Source organism: Phycicoccus sp., from assembly GCF_035325325.1.
Lineage (GTDB): Bacteria > Actinomycetota > Actinomycetes > Actinomycetales > Dermatophilaceae > Phycicoccus.
In genome coordinates this window covers 1-17,902 of record NZ_DAOLAC010000043.1, presented here as the reverse complement: position 1 = coordinate 17,902, position 17,902 = coordinate 1, and the positions used below count along the sequence as shown (strand labels likewise).

Here is a 17,902-nt window from a genome sequence, read left to right as displayed (position 1 = left end):
CCGACCCGGACACGGTCAGGCCCGGCCCGCCTTGTAGCCGACGCCGCGGACCGTCACGACGATCTCGGGGTGCTCGGGGTCGTGCTCGATCTTGCTCCGCAGGCGCTGGACGTGGACGTTGACCAGCCGGGTGTCGCCGGCGTGGCGGTAGCCCCAGACCTGCTCGAGGAGGACCTCGCGGGTGAAGACCTGCCACGGCTTGCGGGCCAGCGCCACGAGGAGGTCGAACTCGAGCGGTGTCAGGCTGATGGGGGCGCCGTCGCGGGTGACGGTGTGGCCGGCGACGTCGATGCTCAGGTCGCCGATGGCGAGGCGCTCGGGGGCCGGCTCGTCGCCGCGGCGCAGCCGGGCGCGGACGCGCGCGATGAGCTCCTGGGGCTTGAACGGCTTGACGACGTAGTCGTCGGCGCCGGACTCGAGCCCGACGACGACGTCGACGGTGTCGGTCTTCGCGGTGAGCATGACGATGGGCACGCCGGACTCCCCGCGGATCTGCCGGCACACCTCGAGGCCGTCGGTGCCCGGCAGCATCACGTCGAGCAGCACGAGGTCCGGCCGGTAGTGCCGGAAGGCCTCGAGGGCGGCGCCGCCCTCGGGCACGTGCTCGACCTCCAGCCCCTCCCCGCGCAGCACGATGCCGAGCATCTCGGCCAGTGCCAGGTCGTCGTCGACGACGAGCACACGTCCCTTCACGTAGGGTCCCCGTCCTTCCCCGAGCGTTGACTCCGGGACCATGATCACACAGACGGCTCGCGGAACCCGCGAAACGCAGGAGTGACGGGCGTGACGGACGTACCCTGTGGGGCGTGGTGCGCCTCCTGGGCCTGGCACGTGTCGACGCGTCGGCCACCATCCGCCTTGCCTTCGCCGTCCTCAGCGTGTTCCTCGCCGTCGTGACCTCGAAGGTCATCGAGGTTGCCCCGTGGTTGCTCGTCGTCCTCGTCCTCGACCTCGTCGTCACCGCGCTCGACCGGCTGCCCATCTCGCGGCAGGGCCTGCTCGACACCGTCGTGCTCACCCTCCTGTGCCTCTCGGCGGGGGCGGCGGGGGCCGGCTACTGGACCTCGGACCAGGCCGGCTCGCTCCTCATCCTCGTCCCGGCGTACCACGCGGGCACCCGGTTCGGCCGGATCGGCTACCTCGTGACGACGGTCGTCGGCAGCGTCGTCTACCTCCTCGCGTCGCGGGAGCACGCGATGCAGGACGGCTTCCGGATCGGCCTGGTCGCCTGGGTCGCGGCGGCCGTCGTCCTCGGCGCGCTCGGCGCGTGGAACCAGCGGCTGTCGGCCGAGCAGGAGCTCGAGAACGCGGATCCGGCTGCGCGCGAGGCGATCCAGCTCATCCAGCGCCTGCACGACCTCTCCGAGGAGATGGCGACCGGGCTCGACGCGCCGGCCGGTGCGACGCTCGCCCTCGACCTGCTGTCCGCCGAGGTGCCGTCCTCGCGCAGCGCCGTCCTCGTCGCGTCCGACTCCGAGCACCTCGTCCCCGTCGCGCTGCGCGGCTCGACCCGCGCACCCTGGTACCTCGCCGACGCGCTCTCCGACCTGCTCGCCCAGAACCCGGCGAGCTGGCGCCCGACCGAGATCCCGTTCGCCGACGAGCTCGGCCAGCGCAGCGCCCTCGTCGTCCCCTTCGCCTACGGCACCGGGCCGACGACCGTCGTCGTCGTCGAGCGCGGGGTCGACCACCCGTTCACCGAGCCCGAGCGGCGGGCGGTGTCCGAGGTGACCCGCCGGCTGGCCCCCACCGTCCAGGCCGGCCTCCTCTTCGGCAACCTGCGCCAGTACGCGAGCCTCGAGGAGCGCAACCGGATCGCCCGCGACATCCACGACGGCATCGCCCAGGAGCTCGCCGCCCTCGGGTACGCCGTCGACGCCCTGCGGATGCAGGCCGGGCCGCCCGGGCAGGGGATGCGCGACAGCCTCGACGCGCTGCGCGACCAGCTGAGCGACGCGATGGCCGACCTGCGCCTGCACATCACCGACCTGCGCGTGGCCGAGCGCCCCGGCAGCGGCCTCGGCGCCGTCCTCGGCGCGGCGGTCCAGAGCTTCGGGAGCATGACGGGCGTCCGGACGACGATCACGGTGAGCGAGGGCCGGCGGCGCCTCGACCCGCGCGTCGAGATGTTCGTCCACCGGCTCGTCATGGACGTCCTCGCCGACGCGCAGGCCTCCGGCGCCCGCAACGCGTGGGTCAGCCTGGCCAGCTCGGTGGTCGGTCCGGCCGTCGTGGAGGTGTCGCACGACGGCGACCCGCGACGCGCCCGGAGGTCCTACCGGAACAGCACGCTCGACGAGCTGGGCGGGACACTCGTCGTCAGGAACGAGCCGAACGGCCGCACCACCGTTAACCTGACCGTCGAGGAGCCGTCCGCCGCGGGCGCGCTCTCCGCGACCTGAACCCTGAGGAGGGGACCGTGACGATCAGCGTGGTGCTCGTCGACGACCACGCGGTGGTCCGCGAGGCCGTCGCGGGGATGCTCAACGCCCAGGACGAGATCAGCGTCGTCGGCCAGGCCGGCTCGCTCGGCGAGGGGCGCGCGCTCTTCGACCGGCTCCTGCGCACGCCGCCCCCCGGCAAGGTCGTCGCCGTCATCGACGTGACGATGCCCGACGGCTCCGGGCTCTCGCTCGTCCGTGCCGTCCGCGACCGCTCGAAGGACATCGGCCTCGTCGTCCTCACGATGCTCAGCGACGACTCGACCCTCCTCGAGGCCCTCGACGCCGGCGCCTCCGCCCTCGTGCGCAAGAGCGCCCCGGCCGACCAGGTCCTCTCCGCCGTGCGGCGCGCCGCCGACTTCCCGCTCGAGTTCTCGGCCAGCGGTCTCGCGGAGGCGATGCGCCGCCAGCACGAGACGCCGACGACGACGCTGACCAGCCGCGAGACCGAGGTGCTCAAGCTCCTCGTCGAGGGCGCCTCCGTCGCGCAGGTCGGCCGGCAGCTGTTCATGAGCCCGTCGACGGTCAAGACGCACATCGGCAAGATCTACGAGAAGCTCGGCGCCCACAACCGGGCGAGCGCGGTCATCGCGGCCGTGCGCCTCGGCCTCGTCGCCGACGTCGACCGCACCTGAGGTCCGCGGCGGCGACCTCAGCGACCGAGCACGGAGTGGACGACGAGGCCGACCATGCCGACGGCGGCAGCGACCAGTCCCACCCAGGCCAGCGACTCCGCGTGGCGGGCCATCGAGATGACCATGAGCAGAATGCCGAGGGCCACGACCACCATCCACCCACGGCTGCTCACCACACCCGGACCGCGTCCTTCGCTCGCCATGCCCTTCAGTGAACCACCGTCCCGGCCCGCTGTGCGCGCCTCGCACACGGCCGTCCCGCCGACGGAGCAGCACGCCACCGGTCAGAGGTTGCTGAACGCGTCCATGATCTGGATGGCGCCCGGCCCGATGATGACGATGAAGAGGGCCGGGAAGATGCACAGCAGCAGCGGGAAGAGGATCTTGACGGTGACCTTCTGCGCCTGCTCCTCGGCACGCTGCCGGCGCACGACGCGCATCTCCTTGGTCTGCTCGCGCAGCACCGCGGCGATCGGGAGGCCGAGCCGGTCGGCCTGGACGAGGGTGCTGACGAAGTTCTTCAGCTCCGGAGCGGTCGTGCGCTCACCGAGCGAGGAGAACGCCTCACCGCGTGACTTGCCGATCTGCATCTCGGACAGGACGCGGGCGAACTCGCCGGCGATCGGTCCGGTGACCGTCCGCGCCACCTGGAGGATGGCGGCGTCGAAGCCCTGGCCGGCCTCGACGCAGACGGTGAGCATGTCGAGCGCGTCCGCGAGGCCCTTGCGCATGTCCTGCTGGCGCTTGAGGCCTGCGTTGTAGACGAGCAGGTCGGGCAGGAAGAACCCGACGACGCCGGCGACGAGCGCGAAGAGCAGTCCCTGGAAGGTCGGTCCGAGCAGGGCGACGACGACGACCACCCCGAGGATGAGGCCGAGGCCCTTGGCCCCCATGACCCGCTCGACCGTCCACATCTGCGGGTTGCCGGCCCGGTCGAGGTTGCGCACGATCCGACCGCCGGTGCCCGCGGGCGAGATCCGGTCGGCGAGGCCGCGGAGCCGGTCGAGCATCGGGACGAGCAGCCGCTCCTGGACCCCGAGCTCGTTGCGGGCGACCTCGCGGGTGGTGGCCTTGTGCTCGAGCAGCTCGAGCGAACGGGCCACTCCCGTGGTGCTGTTGGCGCCGAGGCCGACCGCGAGGACGACGACGACGATCGCGAGGGCGATGAAGCCGGTGGCGGCGAGCAGGAGGATCACGTCAAACCTCGATCTTGACGATCTTGCGCATCCAGACGATGCCGAGGCCGATGGCGACGACGCCGGCGACGAGCATCATGAGCCCGAGCGTGCGGGTCCACAGCAGGCTCACGTAGTCGTGGTTGGCCCACATGCTGTAGAAGAACAGGCCGATCGGCAGGCAGATCAGCGCGTACGCCGAGAGCCGGCCCTCGGCGGAGAGCGCCTTGACCTGCCGGCGCAGCATCTCGCGCTCCCGCAGGGTCGAGGCGGTGGTCCGCAGCGTCTCGGCGAGGTTGCCGCCGACCTCGCGCTGGATGCGGATGGCCATCGTCGTCCAGCGCATGTTGTGGCTGTCCATCCGGACCGCCATCTTGTCCAGCGCGTCGGAGACGTCGGAGCCGATCCGCGCCTCGGCGAGGGCCCGGCTGAACTCCTTGGCGGCGGGCTCGGTGGCGTCCTTGGCCACCGAGTCCAGCGCTTGCAGGAGGCTGAAGCCGGAGGCGAGCGAGGTCGCGACGAGCATCATGACGTCCGGGAGCACCGACTCGAACTTGCGCGCCCGCCGCTTGGCGAGGAAGCGCAGGACGAAGGGCGGGGCGATGAGGCCGAGAACCAGCCCGATGAGGGCGCCGACCCACGCCAGGGGGGAGAAGAGCAGGAGGCAACCGGCGATGAAGACGACGACGGCGACGAGTCGCATGACGAGCCACTCCCCCGCCCGCCACGGCAGGTCGGCGCGGACGAGGAGCTCCATCGTCTTCGTCGTCGAGTCGCGGCCCTCCATGATCGACTCGCCCATCGAGACGATGGACTGGCTGATCGCGGCGGCGCTCGGCGCCTGGCGCTGGCTGGCCCGGGCGCGTCCGATGCCGTAGGTCTCGATGGCCTCGAGCCGGTCGGCCCTGCGGTTGCGGAACAGGTTGGGGCCGACGAACGCGACCATGAGGCCGAAGACCCCGAGGAACACGACCGCGATGGCCGGCACGAGCAGCGTCGGCGCGACCGCCGTCAGGGCCGTCATCTTCGTCGAGGTGTCCTCGATCGCCGCGGGGACCGGGGTGTCGTCCTCGGGCACGACGGGCGGGGCGACGTCGGCGAGGTTGAGCTGGGAGCTGTTGTCGAAGGTGCGCCCGGAGGCCGTGCCCTCGATCTTCAGGGTCTGCGCGCCGCCGACGTCGGCGGGCTTGGTGATGGTGAGGACGACCTGCGAGTTGAGGGCGACGGCAGCAGCGTTGAACGCGGCTGCGACGGCGGCCCGGTCGGCGGCGTTGGCCACCGATCCGCCTCCGGCGGCGGCGAACTGGCGCAGCACCTCGGTGTTGGCCTCGCCCGAGTTGAAGGAGACCACCTCGGCGCGCACCTTGGCGCGGCTCAGGGCGGAGAGGGCCTTGGCCCGCTCGCTGGCCGCCTTGGCGTCGCCCCCGGCGAGCGCGGCGACGGTGTCGCCACCGTCGCTGAGCAGGAGCAGGCTCCGCTCGCCCTGGGTGCCGAGGCCGACGACGGCGTCCTGGACCGCCTTGTACAGCGAGGTCTCGCCACCGGCCCGCAGGGCGTCGACGGCGCGGCTCACCCTGGCGTGGTCGGTCGTCGGTGCGACGTCGATGCCCGAGGTCGAGGCGAACGAGACGACGCCGACCTTGACGTCGGCCGGGACGTGGGCGAGGAACTGGGCCACGCCGGCCCGCACCGTCGCCATCCCGGCAGGGCCCATCGAGCCACTGGTGTCGATGACGAGCATCGTCGAGCGGGGCTGCTTCGACGGCTCCGAGACGGTGACCGGCGCGAGCCGCGAGCCGAAGGTCGCCGTCACGCTCTTCCAGTCGACGGTGACCGCCGAGCTCGGGCGCAGGACCAGGGTCGCGGTCACCTTGTCCTTGGTCACCCGCACGTCGCTGAGCGTCGAGGGGATGACGTCGGCGGCCGCGGCCGCGGGCGCGCCGAGGAGCGGCAGGACGAGGGCGGCAAGCGTCGCGAGGGCGACGGGCACCGCGGCGAACCGCCGCTGCACGGGAGCGAGGACGGTGCTCACGTCAGCCGTGCCCCGTTGATGAACAGCTGCGGGGACACCTCGACGCCGAGGTCCTGCAGGTCGGTGAGGAACTTCGGCCGCAGCCCGGTCGAGACGAGCGTCCCGCGGAAGCGGCCGTTCTCGTCACGGCCCGCCGACCAGTCGAAGGTGAAGATGTCCTGGAGCGTCACGACGTCGCCCTCCATGCCGACCACCTCGGTGATGGCCACGATGCGCCGCGACCCGTCCTTGAGGCGGGCCTGCTGGACGATGAGGTCGACCGCGCCGGCCACCTGCTCGCGGATGGCCCGCACCGGCAGCTCGACACCGGCCATGAGGACCATCGTCTCGAGGCGGGAGAGCGAGTCGCGCGGGGTGTTGGCGTGGACGGTCGTGATCGAGCCGTCGTGACCGGTGTTCATCGCCTGGAGCATGTCGAGCGCGGCGCCGTCGCGGACCTCGCCGACGACGATGCGGTCGGGCCGCATGCGGAGGCTGTTCTTCACGAGGTCGCGGATGGCGATGGCGCCCTTGCCCTCGATGTTCGCCGGGCGGGACTCCAGCCGCAGCACGTGGTCCTGGTGCAGCTGGAGCTCGGCGGCGTCCTCGATGGTGACGATGCGCTCGTCCTCGGGGATGAAGGAGGAGATGACGTTGAGGGTCGTCGTCTTCCCGGAGCCGGTACCGCCGGAGATGATGACGTTGCGCCGGCCGATGACGCAGGCCCTGAGGAAGTCGCGCACGCTCGGCGTGATCGTCCCGAAGGCGATGAGGTCGGCGTCGGTGTACGGGTCCTGGGAGAACTTGCGGATGGTGAGCATCGCGCCGTCGAGGGCGATCGGGTTGATCACCGCGTTGACGCGCGAGCCGTCGGGGAGGCGGGCGTCGCACAGCGGGCTCGCCTCGTCGACGCGGCGGCCGACCCGGCCGACGATCTTGTCGATGACGCGGCGCAGGTGCGCCTCGTTCGAGAAGTGCGTGTCGACCGAGTAGAGCTTGCCGCTGCGCTCGACGTAGATGCTGTCCGGACCGTTGACCATGATCTCGGAGATGTCCGGGTCGCGCAGCAGTGGCTCGAGCGGGCCGTGCCCGAGGATCTCGTCCGAGACCTCCTGGGCGATGCGGGTGCGGTCGGCGTGCGAGAGAGGGGTCTGCTCGGCGTCGATCGTCTGCTGGAGGGTCTGGCGCACCTGCTGGGCCAGCTCGGCCTCGGGCAGGTGCGGGTCGTAGAGGCGCGGGCCGAGGCTGTCGATGAGCGCCTGGTGGACGCGACCCTTGACCTCGGCGAACGGGTCGAGGACCCGACGCCGAGTGGCCCCGGGCCGCTGGGGGGCGCCGGAGCCGGGGGCGGGGGCCTGCTGCTGGGTCGCCGCGGCCTGGGCCCGGCGGACGCTGTCGAGACGGTCGGCGAGGCTCATCGACGGCTCCTGAAGAGACCCTTGCGGGCGTGGGCGTCGACCAGCTCGGCCTCCTGGCCCACGGCGTGCGGACGGATGTGGGCGTCGACGAGGTCCTTGATCGCGACGGTGACCGGCGCGCGGGGCTCGTCGAGGACGATCGGCACGCCCCGGTTCACCGAGGCGGGGACGCTCAGCGAGTTCGGGATGTTGACGGCGATCGCGGTCTTGATGGCGGACTCGACGTCCTCGGGCCGCAGGCCGACCTTGGTGTCGGCCCGGTTCAGCACGATGACGCGGGCGTCCTTCGGGCTGCCGATCATGTCGAGCGTGTCGATGGCGACCCGCAGGTTCTTCACCGCCGGGATGTCGAGCGTCGCGATGAGGACAAGGATGTCGGAGAGGTCGACCGCCCCGAGCACGTGCTCGGTGAAGCTCGGCGGCGTGTCGACGACGACGTAGTCGTAGCAGCGGCGCGCCACCTTGATCAGCTCGCCGATCGTGGACACCGGGATGCGGTCCGCGTCGCCGGGGTCGTTCGGCGCGCAGAGCACGTCGAGACCGCTCGGCTCGTGCGTCGTCACGAGGTCGCGCAGGGCCTCGTCGTCGATGCTGCCGGCCATCGACACCGCGTCGAAGATGGAGCGGTCGGGGACGAGCTGGAGGCTGATCGCGACGTCGCCGAAGGAGAGGTCGAGGTCGATGAGGAGCGTCTTCTGGCCGCCGCTCGCGAGGTGCACGGCGGTGTTCGTCGAGAGCGTCGTCTTGCCGACGCCGCCCTTGGCGGAGAAGACCGTGATGACCTTGCCGTCACGGGTGGCACCGCCGCTCGCGTGGCCGACGAGCCGGGACGTCAGCTCGCGGCTGCGGCGCAGGGCGTCGGCGAGGCCGGTGTGGTCGTCGGCGCCGACGACCTCGCGGACCCCGGAGCGCAGGGCCTGCGAGAGCGTCGTGACGTCGATCCGGGCACGGAGCAGGATGACGCCGAGCTCGGGCCGGTCGAGACGCGCTGCCTCGGAGAGGCTGCACGCCTCGTCGAGGGGCACGTCCTTGCCGATGACGACCTGGTCGACCTGGGCGTTGTCGTGCAGCGCACGCGCGACGAGGTTCGAGGTGTCGAGGGAGGTGGTGTCGGGCCCCAGGGCGAAGCGGTAGCGCTCCAGTGCACCGGGGTCGGGGTCCCAGAGAATGATCACCGCGTCTTGTCCTTCAGCATCGTCTGGTCGCTGATCGACAGGTTCGGGTCGATCTTGAGCTCGGAGCCGCGCAGGCCGGCGTAGAGGGTGTAGTTGTTGATGCCGTGCACCAGGCGGACCGCCTGCTCGGGAGTGACCTCGAGGGTGACGAGGAAGCTGGCGCTCTGCGCCGGCTGCCCGCCGTCGGCGGTGGTCGGGGCCGGGGTGAGCGACGCGTCGCCCATGGCGATGACCTTGGCGTTGTCGAGGAGGATCGAGGTGCCGGTGCCGAGGGCCTTGGGGTCGGCCGCGCCGTCGGAGCTCTTGTTGATCGCCGACATGCTGTAGGTCATGAAGATCGTCAGGTAGGAGCCGGGGGTCACGAAGGTGCCGACCCGCGCCGGGTCCTGGAGCTGGACGGAGACGGCGAGCTTGCCCGCCCCGACCTGGAGGGCCTTCTCGCCGACCGGGGTGTCGCCGAACGCGGCCGACAGGACGTACTGTCCGGGCGTCAGGTCGCTGAGGGCGACGAGGTCGCTGTTGTCGGCGTCGACCTTCTCGAGCGCCCCGACGGGCTTGGCCCGGGCGGCGACCTCGGTCTGGACCAGCTGGCCGAGCCGCACCGCGTCCTTGAGGGAGGTGCCGGCCGAGATCGCCGTGTTGGTCACGTACACCTTGGTCGGGCTCGCGGCGGCGACCGCGCGGGCGTCCGCGCCGCGTGCGTACACGAGGACGAGGACGGCGCCGACGAGGGCGATCACGGCGGCCGTGAGGATGGCGAGGATACGACGACCCATGGGAACCATGTCCTTACAGAGGTGGGAAGAGCGTGGGCGCGGTGCTCGCGCCGAAGTCTGGATGTGGGTGGCGGTGGCCGCGGGGTGGCCGTCCTCCGGTGGTCCCCGCGGTGCGCCGGGAGGCGAGCCGCGGGCGGGGTGGGTGGACGGCCGTCCGCCGTCTTCGTCAGATGCTGTTGGAGGTGTCGCTGAAGAAGGTGGAGAGGTTGCGCCCCAGGAGGATGACGGACGCGACGATGACGATCGCGATGAACGCCATCATCAGGGCGTACTCGACCGCGGTGGCACCGCGGTCGGTGTGGGCACGGGCCGCTCGCTCGAGGAGCGGGCGGATCCGGAGCGTCGCCCGGGTCAGCAGGGTGGTCATCGGGTCACCTGTCCTTCGGATGTGGTTCGGGGCGCCGGCCGCATCGGTGACCCGACGGCGACCGACGCCCCGATCTCGTGGTGATCCGCTCGGATCAGACGCTGTTCGACACCGTGTTGAACAGGGTGCTGAGGTTCTTGCCGAGGAGGGCCACGGCGACGATGATGACGACCGCGATGAGGGCGACCATGAGGCCGTACTCAACGGCGGTCGCACCCTTCTCGGAGCGGAGGTCGGCGAACTTCTGCTGGAGCTTGACGAGAGCCTTGGTCATGACGGGTGATGCCTTTCGGTACGAAGGGGTGCTGTCGAGCAGGTACAACGCTGTCAGGTCGCGGCCCCGCCCGACATACGCCGATGGGTCCGTGCTTCCCCGCCCGTACGGTGCAGCGGGGTCAACCGTTCGGCCGATCGCTCCGGAGGGGGTGTCGGCGGGCTTCCGTGCCATGCTCGACCCCTGCCCGCCGGCCGCCCACGGAGACCATCCCGATGACCACCCGCACTACGCCACTGCCTGACGAGGAACGTGAAAAACGTTCTGGCGCAGCGCCTCTGTGGGTCGCCTGGGTCTTGTGCGCGGCACTCGTCGCGGAGCTGGTGCGGCTGCGGACCGCGCCGGACGTCGACCTGTGGCTGCACCTGCGGATCGGCGCCGAGCTGCGGTCCGGCACGTGGTTCGGGAGGCTCCCGGACCCGATGGCCGTCCTCGCCGACCGTCCGTACGCGCCGACCCAGTGGCTCGCGGAGCGAGGCATGCTCGCCGTCCACGACGCCGCCGGGGTGCTCGGCCTGCACGTCGTCCGGGCGCTGCTCCTCGTCGCGCTCGCCGGGTTGCTGCACGCCACGGCGCGCCGGTGGACCGGCCCCCTCGCCGCCGTCGTCGTCGCGACCGCGGGCACCGTCGCGACCTCGGCCGGCTGGGGCGAGCGCCCGCAGCTGCTCGGGATCGTCGCGACGGCGCTGACCCTCCTGCTGTGGACGGGCACACTGCACGACACCCGCCCGCGTTGGGTCCTCGTGCCCGTCGCGTGGCTCTGGGCGATGGTGCACGGCTCCTGGCCGGTCGGCGTCGCGCTCGGCGTGCTCGTCCTCGTCGGGCTCGCACTCGAACGGCCCCGGCGCGACGTGCCGTGGGGCCGGCTCGCTGCGGTGCTCGTCGGGACCGCCCTCGCCCCGGCCCTCACACCGCTCGGGCCCGGGCTCCTCCTCGAGCCGTTCGCGGTCGGGGTCGCCGCCCGGAGCACGGTCAACGAGTGGCGGGCCCCCTCCCCCGGCAACCCGCTTCTCGTCCTCGTCGTCGCCCTGACCGTCGTCGTCGTCGTGCGCGCGGTCCGGGCCCGTCGCCTCGACCCCGCGACGCTGCTCCTGGCCGCGGCCGGCGTCGTGCTCGCCGCCACGTCGGTGCGCACCATCGCCCTCGGCGCCCTCCTCCTCGTGCCGGCCCTGGCCCGGTCCTTCCCGCGGGCCGCACCGACCGTCGCGCCGCGGCGCGAGCTGCTGCCGGCCGCCGTGGCCGCGCTCGTCCTCCTCGTCGTGCCGGGCGTCGCGCTCGGGGGCCCGCAGGCCGGACCGCTGCCGCCGACGGTCGACGCGGCGCTCGAGCGGCTGCCCGACGGGACGACGACCGTCGTCGACGCGTACGCCTCGGGCTGGGTGCTCTGGACGCATCCGCGGGTCCGGGTGCTGCGCGACCTGCGGGCCGAGGTCTACTCCCCCGCGACGGCCGCGGCGTACGAGGACCTGACGGCGGCGCGTCCGGGCTGGCCGGCGTACGCCGACGCCCACGACGTGCGCGCGGTCGTCATCCGCGCCGGTGAGCCCCTCGACCGGGCCCTGGCGGGCACGGGTGGCTGGGCCCGCACGGCCGCCGACGGCGACTGGGCCCTGTGGACCCGCGCCGGCTGACCGTCAGCCAGCCGGAACCCGCTCGAGCACGGTGAGCGCGTCGACCTCGCGGACGACGCGCCAGTCGCCGGTCCCGGCGAGGACCGCGGCGCGGTCGCTGCCGAGGACGACGACGTCGACGTCCGCGGCCGCCGGCACGGTGCCGTCGTGGAGGAAGTCGAGGAAGTCTGCCTGCACCGTGCGCGGGAAGGCGTCGATCGGGTTGGCGGCCCAGACCGTCACGCCGTCACGGGCGAGGGTCTCGGCGAGGGGCTCGACGGCCAGCACCGGCCGGCCCGCGGCGACCTCGCGGACCGCGACCGCGACCCGCTCCCCCGGCGCGCCGGCGGAGGAGCCCCGGCCGACGAGGACGGCGCCGGCGGCGACGGCCACGACGACACCCGTCGCCAGCGGGACCAGGAGCCGGCCGGGCGCGGTGGGGAGGTCCGACGGCTCGCGCGGCGCACGCGGGCGCATCGCCGCCGCCCCGAGGAACAGGAGCAGCCAGATGCCGTTGCGGGCCGCCGAGGCGGTCCCGACGGCGAGCCCGGCCGCCGCCACCCACTCCCACAGCGGGGGGCGACCGCGCAGAGCGAGGAGCAGCAGCGCGAGCGCGGCGAGGAGCATCGCGACGTCGAGGGGGTGCCCGAGGTCGGGCCGGGCCCAGAGGTCGGTGCCCCGCGCCGCCGCCTCGTTGCGCAGCGCCGAGAGGTAGTAGGCCGGCGTGCCGGTGCCCGCCGACGTGAGCAGGAGGGCGAGCGCGCAGCCGAGGCCCACCCCGAGCCGCCGGAGCACCGGCCCACCCCCACGGGAGAGCACGAGGAAGACGCCGAGCACGGCGAGGCCGACGAGCACCGCACCGTGGAGGTTGCCCCAGAGGAGGTAGAGGGGCACGAGCCACCAGGCCCCACGGCCGGGGTGGTCGTGCTGGCGGCGCATCACGAGGACGGCGAGGACGAACGGGACGAGGGACAGGGACGGCAGCCGGGTCACGGCGAAGGCCGCCGACCCGCCGACGACGACGAGCGAGACGACGATGGCCCCGCGCAGCTCGCCGCCCCCCAGCTTGCGACCGTCGGCGAGGACCACGAGCAGGGTGAGCGCGACGACGACCAGCTGCAGGGCGGCGAGCGCGGGGACCCCGAGGCCGTCGACGAGCGACAGGAGCAGCTCGGCGAGCACGATCGGGTTGTGCCAGCCGGCCTGCGGGGCAGTGGCGAACGGGATGCCGTCCGGCAGGCTCCCGGTGGCACGGATCGAGTCGCCGAGGGCGACCACCCAGAGCAGGTCCGAACCGAGGACGACGAACCACGCGAGGCCGAGCACCCACGCGCCGGCGACCAGCGTGGCGAACGGGAACGCCCGGGGACGGGCGGGTGCGGCGGTCCGCGACATGACGGGAATCCTCGAGCTGCCGTGGTCGGAGCGGGTGCTCGACCATAATCGACGACCATGGCCGCCGGGACCGCGACACGACCTCGACGGGCGCGTGAGGTGCCGTGGCTCGCCGCCACCGTGCTCGTCGCGTTCGCCGTCGGGGCGTGGTCGCTGCGCCTGTGGGAGTGGGACCCGCGCAACCCCATCGCGCTCGGCTGGGACCACACCCAGATCTCGATGCAGCTCAAGGACATCCACGACCACGGGTGGTACTGGCGCAACCCGGACCTCGGCTTCCCGCTGGGCCAGGACGGCTCGTTCTTCCCCGAGCTCAACGTCGTCCACATGCTGGCGATCAAGGCTCTCGACCTCGTCCTGCCCGGCACGTTCACCGCGGGCAGCGTCTACTTCGTCCTCTCCTTCCCGCTCACCGGGGCGACCGGGTACCTGCTCGCCCGCAGCCAAGGTCTCTCCCGTGCCGCCGGGTTCGTCCTCGGGGTGCTCCTCGCGAACGCGCCCGGCCACGCCGAACGGTTCGGCCACCTCTACCTCGCCCAGTACTGGGTGGTCCCCGTCGCGCTCTGGCTCGTCCTCGAGGTCGCCCGCGGCCGGGCGCTGCTCTCCCCGGCCGGCGCCACCATGCCGCGCTGGCGCGGCGGCCGCACCCTCGTCACCGTCGCCGCGGTCGTCGTCGTCGGGCTGAGCGGCGTCTACTACGTGGCGTTCACCCTCGTCCTCCTGCTCGTCGCGGCCCTCGGGCGGCGGTTCGGCGGCGGCACCCCCGCCGACCTGCTCCGCGGCCTCGCCGTGATGGCCGGCATCGTCGTGGGCATCGCGCTCCCGCTCGCGGCGGCCCGGCTCGGGCTCCGCGGCGACCTCGTGACCGGCCGGGTGCCGGCCCAGCGCAACCCGGCCGAGTCCGAGCTGTACGCCGGCAAGCTGATGGACCTCGTCCTGCCGTGGCCCGACCACCGCGTCCCCGGCCTCGAGTACCTCACCTTCGCCTACCGGTCGGCGACCCGCGCCACCGTCGAGACCTCGGCCCTCGGGATCGTCGGCACCGCCGGGATGGTCGGGCTGGCCGTGCTCGGCCTGCTCGTCCTCGTCTCGGGCCGCCGGCCGGACCCGGAGCACGCCCGCTGGTCCGGGCTGATGCTCGTCTCCTTCCTCCTCTACACCGTCGGGGGGCTCGGCTCGTTCATCGCGGTGTTCGCGACGCCGCAGGTGCGCACGTGGTCGCGGATGTCCCTGTACATCCTCGTCCTGGCCCTCCTCGCGGTCGGCGCCTGGCTGACCCGGCTCGAGCGCCGGCGCGGCGTCCTCACCGCGGGTGTGGTCGCCGTGGCGCTCGTCGTGGTCGGCAGCCTCGACCAGACCAACCCGGCGGTGGCGCCGGACCACCGGGCCATCGCCCGCGAGATGGACGGCCTGCGCGCGTACACCTCGGCACTCCAGCAGCGCGTCGGGGCCGGGTGCGGCGTCTTCCAGGTCCCGGTGCTGCCCTACCCCGAGACCCTCGGGCCGCAGCGGATGGAGGGCTACGACCAGCTCAAGCCCTACCTCGCGGGCAGCGACCTGCGCTTCAGCGTCGCCGCGATGCGCGGCACCGCGGCGAGCGAGTGGATGTCGGCCGTCGACACCCGCGACCTCGACGCCCTCGCGGCCGACCTGCGCTCGGCGGGCTTCTGCGCGCTCGAGGTCGACACCGAGGGCTTCTCGGCCGCCCAGGACCCGTCGCAGGAGCTCACCGCCGCCTGGGGCGAGCCCGCGGCGTGGACCCCCGACGGGACGTTCGTCGCGTGGGACCTGCGGGAGGCCGGGGCGGCGGGCGAGGGCGACGCGGCCCGGCGCGCACAGGTCCTCGCCCCGGTGCTCGTGACGGTCGGCGGCTACGAGCCCGAGCGGGTCGGGGGCACGTTCGGGCAGTACGTCGGACCGCTCGGCGGCATCTCCGTCGCGAACCCCGGTGCGCCGGTGCGGGTCACGGTGACAGTGTCGGTGCGCGGTGTCGGCGACGCCGAGCGCGAGGTGACCGTCTCCGACGGCGCCACCGAGCTGGCCCGGGTCACGACGTCCGCGGCCGCGGCGACACCGCTCACCCTCACCGTGGAGGCGCGCCGCGGCGCCACCGACCTCACCGTCCGGGTGTCCGGCCCGGCCGAGAAGGAGGGCACCGGCGACCGGGTGACCACCGCATTCCTCAGTGACCTGCGGGTCACCGCCGACGACGGTCGTCGTGCGGTCTCGCTCCTCGACCAGGTCGAGACCGGCTGGGTCCTCCCGTGACAGGGGCGCCCTCGCGGCGCGGGTGGCTCCTGCCGTGGCTGGCCCTCGCCGCGCTGGCCGTCGTCCGGGCCGGCGTCGTCGACGAGCGCGACCCGTACTGGCAGGTGCGCGCCGGCGTCGAGAACCTCTCCGGCGCACCGCTCTCGCGTCCCGACTCGTGGAGCTGGGCGCCCGTCGACCGGCTCTTCACCCAGACCTCGCCGGCGTGGAACGACGCGCTCGGGGCGGCGTGGCGCGCCGCCGGCTTCGGCGGGTTCTTCGTCCTCGGCCTCGTGTCGATGCTCGTCTACACGTCCCTCGTCCTGGTGCTCGCGCGGCGGCTCGGCGCCCACCCGCTGCCCGCGCTCGGCGGGGTCCTCGCCGTCCTGCTCCTCGCCCTGCCGATGGTCTCCCCGCGGGCGACCCTCGCCGCGCAGTCCCTCTTCCTCGCGGCCGTGCTCGGCGCCGACCGGCTGCGGGTTCCCGCGGTGCGGGCCCCGGTCGGCCTGCTCGCGGCGGGGTCGCTCGTCGGTGGGCTCCTCGTGGCGGCCGCCGGCAGCTGGCTGCACCTGTCCTGGCTGCTGCTCGCCCCCGCGCTGTGGCTCTCGGTGGCCGTGCTCGGCCTCGCGACCCCCGCCCTCGGGGCGGCCCGGCGCGCCGCCGTCCTCGGTGGCACCGGACTGGGCCTGGTCGCCGGGCTCGCCGCCGGGCCCTACGGGCTGGACGCGTGGACGGTGACCCGCACGGTCCAGGACGCGGCGTCCGGGGTCGTCCTCGAGTGGATGGCGCCGACCGCGTCCGGCCTCGCGGCCCGCTGGGTGCCGACCGCACTGCTCGCCCTCGTCCTCGCCGTGGCGGGCGTCGTCGCCACCCGCCGCCGCTGGTCGCGCCGCGGCGAGGACGACCGGGTCGGGCTGGCCGCCGCGCTGCTCGTGCTCGCCGCCCCGGCCGCGGCCGGCGGGCTGTTCGGGGTTCGCTTCGTCGGGCTGGCGCTGCTCGCCCTCGCGCCGCTCGCGGGCGTCGGCGCCACCCGGGTCGCTCGTCGGGTCCGGCTGCGCGGCACCGCTGCCGAGCCGGCGGGTGTGTTCCGCAGCCCCGTGGTGCGGCGCTGGTCGGTGGGGGGACCGTGGCGGGTCGTCGGCTGGCTCACCCTCGTCCTCCTCTCCCCGCTCGTGGTCCTCGCCGGGGCCCGGCTCGGGCGACCGCCGGAGGCTGCGGTGCTCGACGCGCTCCCGGACCGCTGCCGGCTCCTCTCGGACCCCGCATCCGCCGGCCCGGTGCTGCTGCTGCGTCCGGACGTCCGGGTGTGGGTCGACACGCGGGCCGACTACTGGGGCGCGGCCCGCAACCGGGAGGCCCTCGAGGTCCTCTCCGGACGCAGCACGGCGGTCCCGGCGGTCACGGGCGCCGACTGCGTCCTGCTCGCCGACTCCCCCGACCTGCCGACCACCGGCCTCGCCCGCGCCCTCGACTCCGACCCCGGGTGGTCCGCCGTCGCCGGGTCGCCGGGCCTCAGGGTGTGGGTGCGGCGCTGACCGCCGGGACGGGAGCCCGGCGCCGGTCCACGCCCGGGTGCAGGACCGGGCACTCCACGAGCTCGAACGCGACGACGGTGACGAGGGCGACCACGGGGAGGGCGACGGCAGCCCGCGCCCAGGGGCCGAGGTCGGGCGTCAGCGTCCAGACGAGCCACAGCACGGGGACGTGCCAGACGTAGAGGCTGTACGCCCGCTGCCCGACGGCGCGCAGCGGGGCCGCGGCGAGGCGACCGGCCACCGGGTCACCGGCCCGCACCGCGTGCAGCAGCACCAGCGTCGCCAGGGTCGTCGCCGGGACGACGGCCAGCCGCCATCCGGCGCCGCCTCCGCTGCCCGGGAGGACGACGAACAGGCCGAGCATGACGAGGGCCATCGCGCTGCGGACGGGGTCGACCGGGGTGGTCGGCGCGACCCGGTGCCACGTGGCGAGGGCGGCACCCGCGACGAGGACGGCCAGGGTACCGACCGGCAGGTGGTAGAACGCGGCGGCCGGCAGCGGCAGGGCCACGAGGTAGAGCACGGCGGCCGACCCGGCGAGCAGCCGGGTCACCGACCGCTCGTCGCGTCCACGCGCGCGGAGGGCGACGAGGGCGGCCGGGACCAGGAGGTAGAAGACCCACTCGACGGTGAGGCTCCACGTCGGGTGGAACGGGACGACCGGCGCGATGCCGAGCCCGCTCGCGAGGCCGGTCCCCTGGACGAGCACGAGTGCTCCACCGCGCACCGCGTCGCGCCAGGGGAGCCCACCGAGCAGGACGAGCGCGGTGCCTCCGGCGCCGACGAGGAGGACGACCGGCGGGAGCAGCCGCCCCACCCGCCGGCGCAGGAAGGGCCGGGGGG

General features: G+C 73.9%; 16 protein-coding genes. 5 read left to right on the top strand and 11 right to left on the bottom strand.

Going from position 1 to position 17,902, the window contains the following annotated elements; translation table 11 throughout:
- Positions 1 to 15: 15 nt before the first annotated feature.
- Positions 16 to 693, bottom strand: coding sequence for an MtrAB system response regulator MtrA (mtrA, locus tag PKA89_RS18185; protein WP_349255531.1), 678 nt, complete (start codon positions 691 to 693; stop codon positions 16 to 18).
- Between the two features lie 113 nt (positions 694 to 806).
- Here mtrA and PKA89_RS18180 point away from each other — a divergent pair, with 113 nt between their 5' ends.
- On the top strand, positions 807 to 2,402 hold the full coding sequence (locus PKA89_RS18180; RefSeq protein WP_324421933.1) for a histidine kinase: 1,596 nt from the start codon (positions 807 to 809) through the stop codon (positions 2,400 to 2,402).
- Between the two features lie 17 nt (positions 2,403 to 2,419).
- Positions 2,420 to 3,076, top strand: coding sequence for a response regulator transcription factor (locus tag PKA89_RS18175; protein ID WP_324421931.1), 657 nt, complete (start codon positions 2,420 to 2,422; stop codon positions 3,074 to 3,076).
- Positions 3,077 to 3,093: 17 nt separating this feature from the next.
- Here the strand turns inward: PKA89_RS18175 and PKA89_RS18170 are convergent, their stop codons facing one another.
- From PKA89_RS18170 to PKA89_RS18135, 8 genes are all read right to left on the bottom strand, one after another.
- Positions 3,094 to 3,222, bottom strand: a complete 129-nt coding sequence (locus PKA89_RS18170) for a hypothetical protein (RefSeq protein WP_324421929.1) — start codon at positions 3,220 to 3,222, stop codon at positions 3,094 to 3,096.
- A gap of 138 nt (positions 3,223 to 3,360) precedes the next feature.
- Positions 3,361 to 4,272, bottom strand: coding sequence for a type II secretion system F family protein (locus tag PKA89_RS18165; protein ID WP_324421928.1), 912 nt, complete (start codon positions 4,270 to 4,272; stop codon positions 3,361 to 3,363).
- Position 4,273: 1 nt separating this feature from the next.
- Entirely contained in the window at positions 4,274 to 6,283 is a 2,010-nt protein-coding gene (locus tag PKA89_RS18160) for a type II secretion system F family protein (protein WP_324421926.1), read from the bottom strand.
- Positions 6,280 to 7,680: a CpaF family protein gene (locus PKA89_RS18155; RefSeq protein ID WP_324421924.1), complete on the bottom strand. Its 1,401-nt coding sequence runs from the start codon at positions 7,678 to 7,680 to the stop codon at positions 6,280 to 6,282. Before PKA89_RS18155 ends, PKA89_RS18160 begins: the two co-directional genes overlap by 4 nt.
- Positions 7,677 to 8,855 (bottom strand): AAA family ATPase, encoded by a 1,179-nt coding sequence (locus PKA89_RS18150; protein ID WP_324421922.1) that lies wholly within the window; start codon positions 8,853 to 8,855, stop codon positions 7,677 to 7,679. The genes PKA89_RS18155 and PKA89_RS18150 overlap by 4 nt, the downstream gene beginning before the upstream one ends.
- Positions 8,852 to 9,631 carry an RcpC/CpaB family pilus assembly protein gene (locus tag PKA89_RS18145; RefSeq protein ID WP_324421920.1) on the bottom strand — a complete coding sequence of 260 codons (780 nt, stop codon included), beginning with the start codon at positions 9,629 to 9,631 and terminating at the stop codon, positions 8,852 to 8,854. Before PKA89_RS18145 ends, PKA89_RS18150 begins: the two co-directional genes overlap by 4 nt.
- A gap of 166 nt (positions 9,632 to 9,797) precedes the next feature.
- The gene (locus tag PKA89_RS18140) at positions 9,798 to 9,998 is read right to left on the bottom strand and encodes a Flp family type IVb pilin (RefSeq protein WP_324421918.1); all 201 of its coding nucleotides are present in this window, start codon (positions 9,996 to 9,998) and stop codon (positions 9,798 to 9,800) included.
- Positions 9,999 to 10,092: 94 nt separating this feature from the next.
- Entirely contained in the window at positions 10,093 to 10,272 is a 180-nt protein-coding gene (locus tag PKA89_RS18135; protein WP_324421916.1) for a Flp family type IVb pilin, read from the bottom strand.
- A gap of 323 nt (positions 10,273 to 10,595) precedes the next feature.
- Between PKA89_RS18135 and PKA89_RS18130 the strand changes: the two genes are divergently transcribed.
- Positions 10,596 to 11,903, top strand: coding sequence for a hypothetical protein (locus PKA89_RS18130; protein ID WP_324421914.1), 1,308 nt, complete (start codon positions 10,596 to 10,598; stop codon positions 11,901 to 11,903).
- A 3-nt stretch (positions 11,904 to 11,906) separates the two neighbouring features.
- Here the strand turns inward: PKA89_RS18130 and PKA89_RS18125 are convergent, their stop codons facing one another.
- A complete protein-coding gene (locus PKA89_RS18125; protein WP_324421912.1) occupies positions 11,907 to 13,277 on the bottom strand; it encodes a hypothetical protein in 1,371 nt (456 codons plus the stop codon).
- A gap of 57 nt (positions 13,278 to 13,334) precedes the next feature.
- On the opposite strand from PKA89_RS18125, the gene PKA89_RS18120 reads away from it, so the two are divergent.
- Entirely contained in the window at positions 13,335 to 15,545 is a 2,211-nt protein-coding gene (locus tag PKA89_RS18120; RefSeq protein WP_324421910.1) for a hypothetical protein, read from the top strand.
- Positions 15,542 to 17,059 (top strand): hypothetical protein, encoded by a 1,518-nt coding sequence (locus tag PKA89_RS18115; RefSeq protein WP_324421908.1) that lies wholly within the window; start codon positions 15,542 to 15,544, stop codon positions 17,057 to 17,059. The genes PKA89_RS18120 and PKA89_RS18115 overlap by 4 nt, the downstream gene beginning before the upstream one ends.
- Here the strand turns inward: PKA89_RS18115 and PKA89_RS18110 are convergent.
- A partial coding sequence (locus tag PKA89_RS18110; protein ID WP_324421906.1) for an acyltransferase occupies positions 17,037 to 17,902 on the bottom strand: 866 nt, incomplete at its 5' end. The two genes, PKA89_RS18115 and PKA89_RS18110, sit on opposite strands and share 23 nt — an antisense overlap.

Coding starts and splice junctions, on each gene's coding strand:
- PKA89_RS18155 (WP_324421924.1), bottom strand. CDS start 7,680: ATGAGCCTCGCCGACCGTCTCGACAGCGTCCGCCGGGCCCAGGCCGCG.
- PKA89_RS18145 (WP_324421920.1), bottom strand. CDS start 9,631: ATGGGTCGTCGTATCCTCGCCATCCTCACGGCCGCCGTGATCGCCCTC.
- PKA89_RS18140 (WP_324421918.1), bottom strand. CDS start 9,998: ATGACCACCCTGCTGACCCGGGCGACGCTCCGGATCCGCCCGCTCCTC.
- PKA89_RS18135 (WP_324421916.1), bottom strand. CDS start 10,272: ATGACCAAGGCTCTCGTCAAGCTCCAGCAGAAGTTCGCCGACCTCCGC.
- PKA89_RS18125 (WP_324421912.1), bottom strand. CDS start 13,277: ATGTCGCGGACCGCCGCACCCGCCCGTCCCCGGGCGTTCCCGTTCGCC.
- PKA89_RS18120 (WP_324421910.1), top strand. CDS start 13,335: ATGGCCGCCGGGACCGCGACACGACCTCGACGGGCGCGTGAGGTGCCG.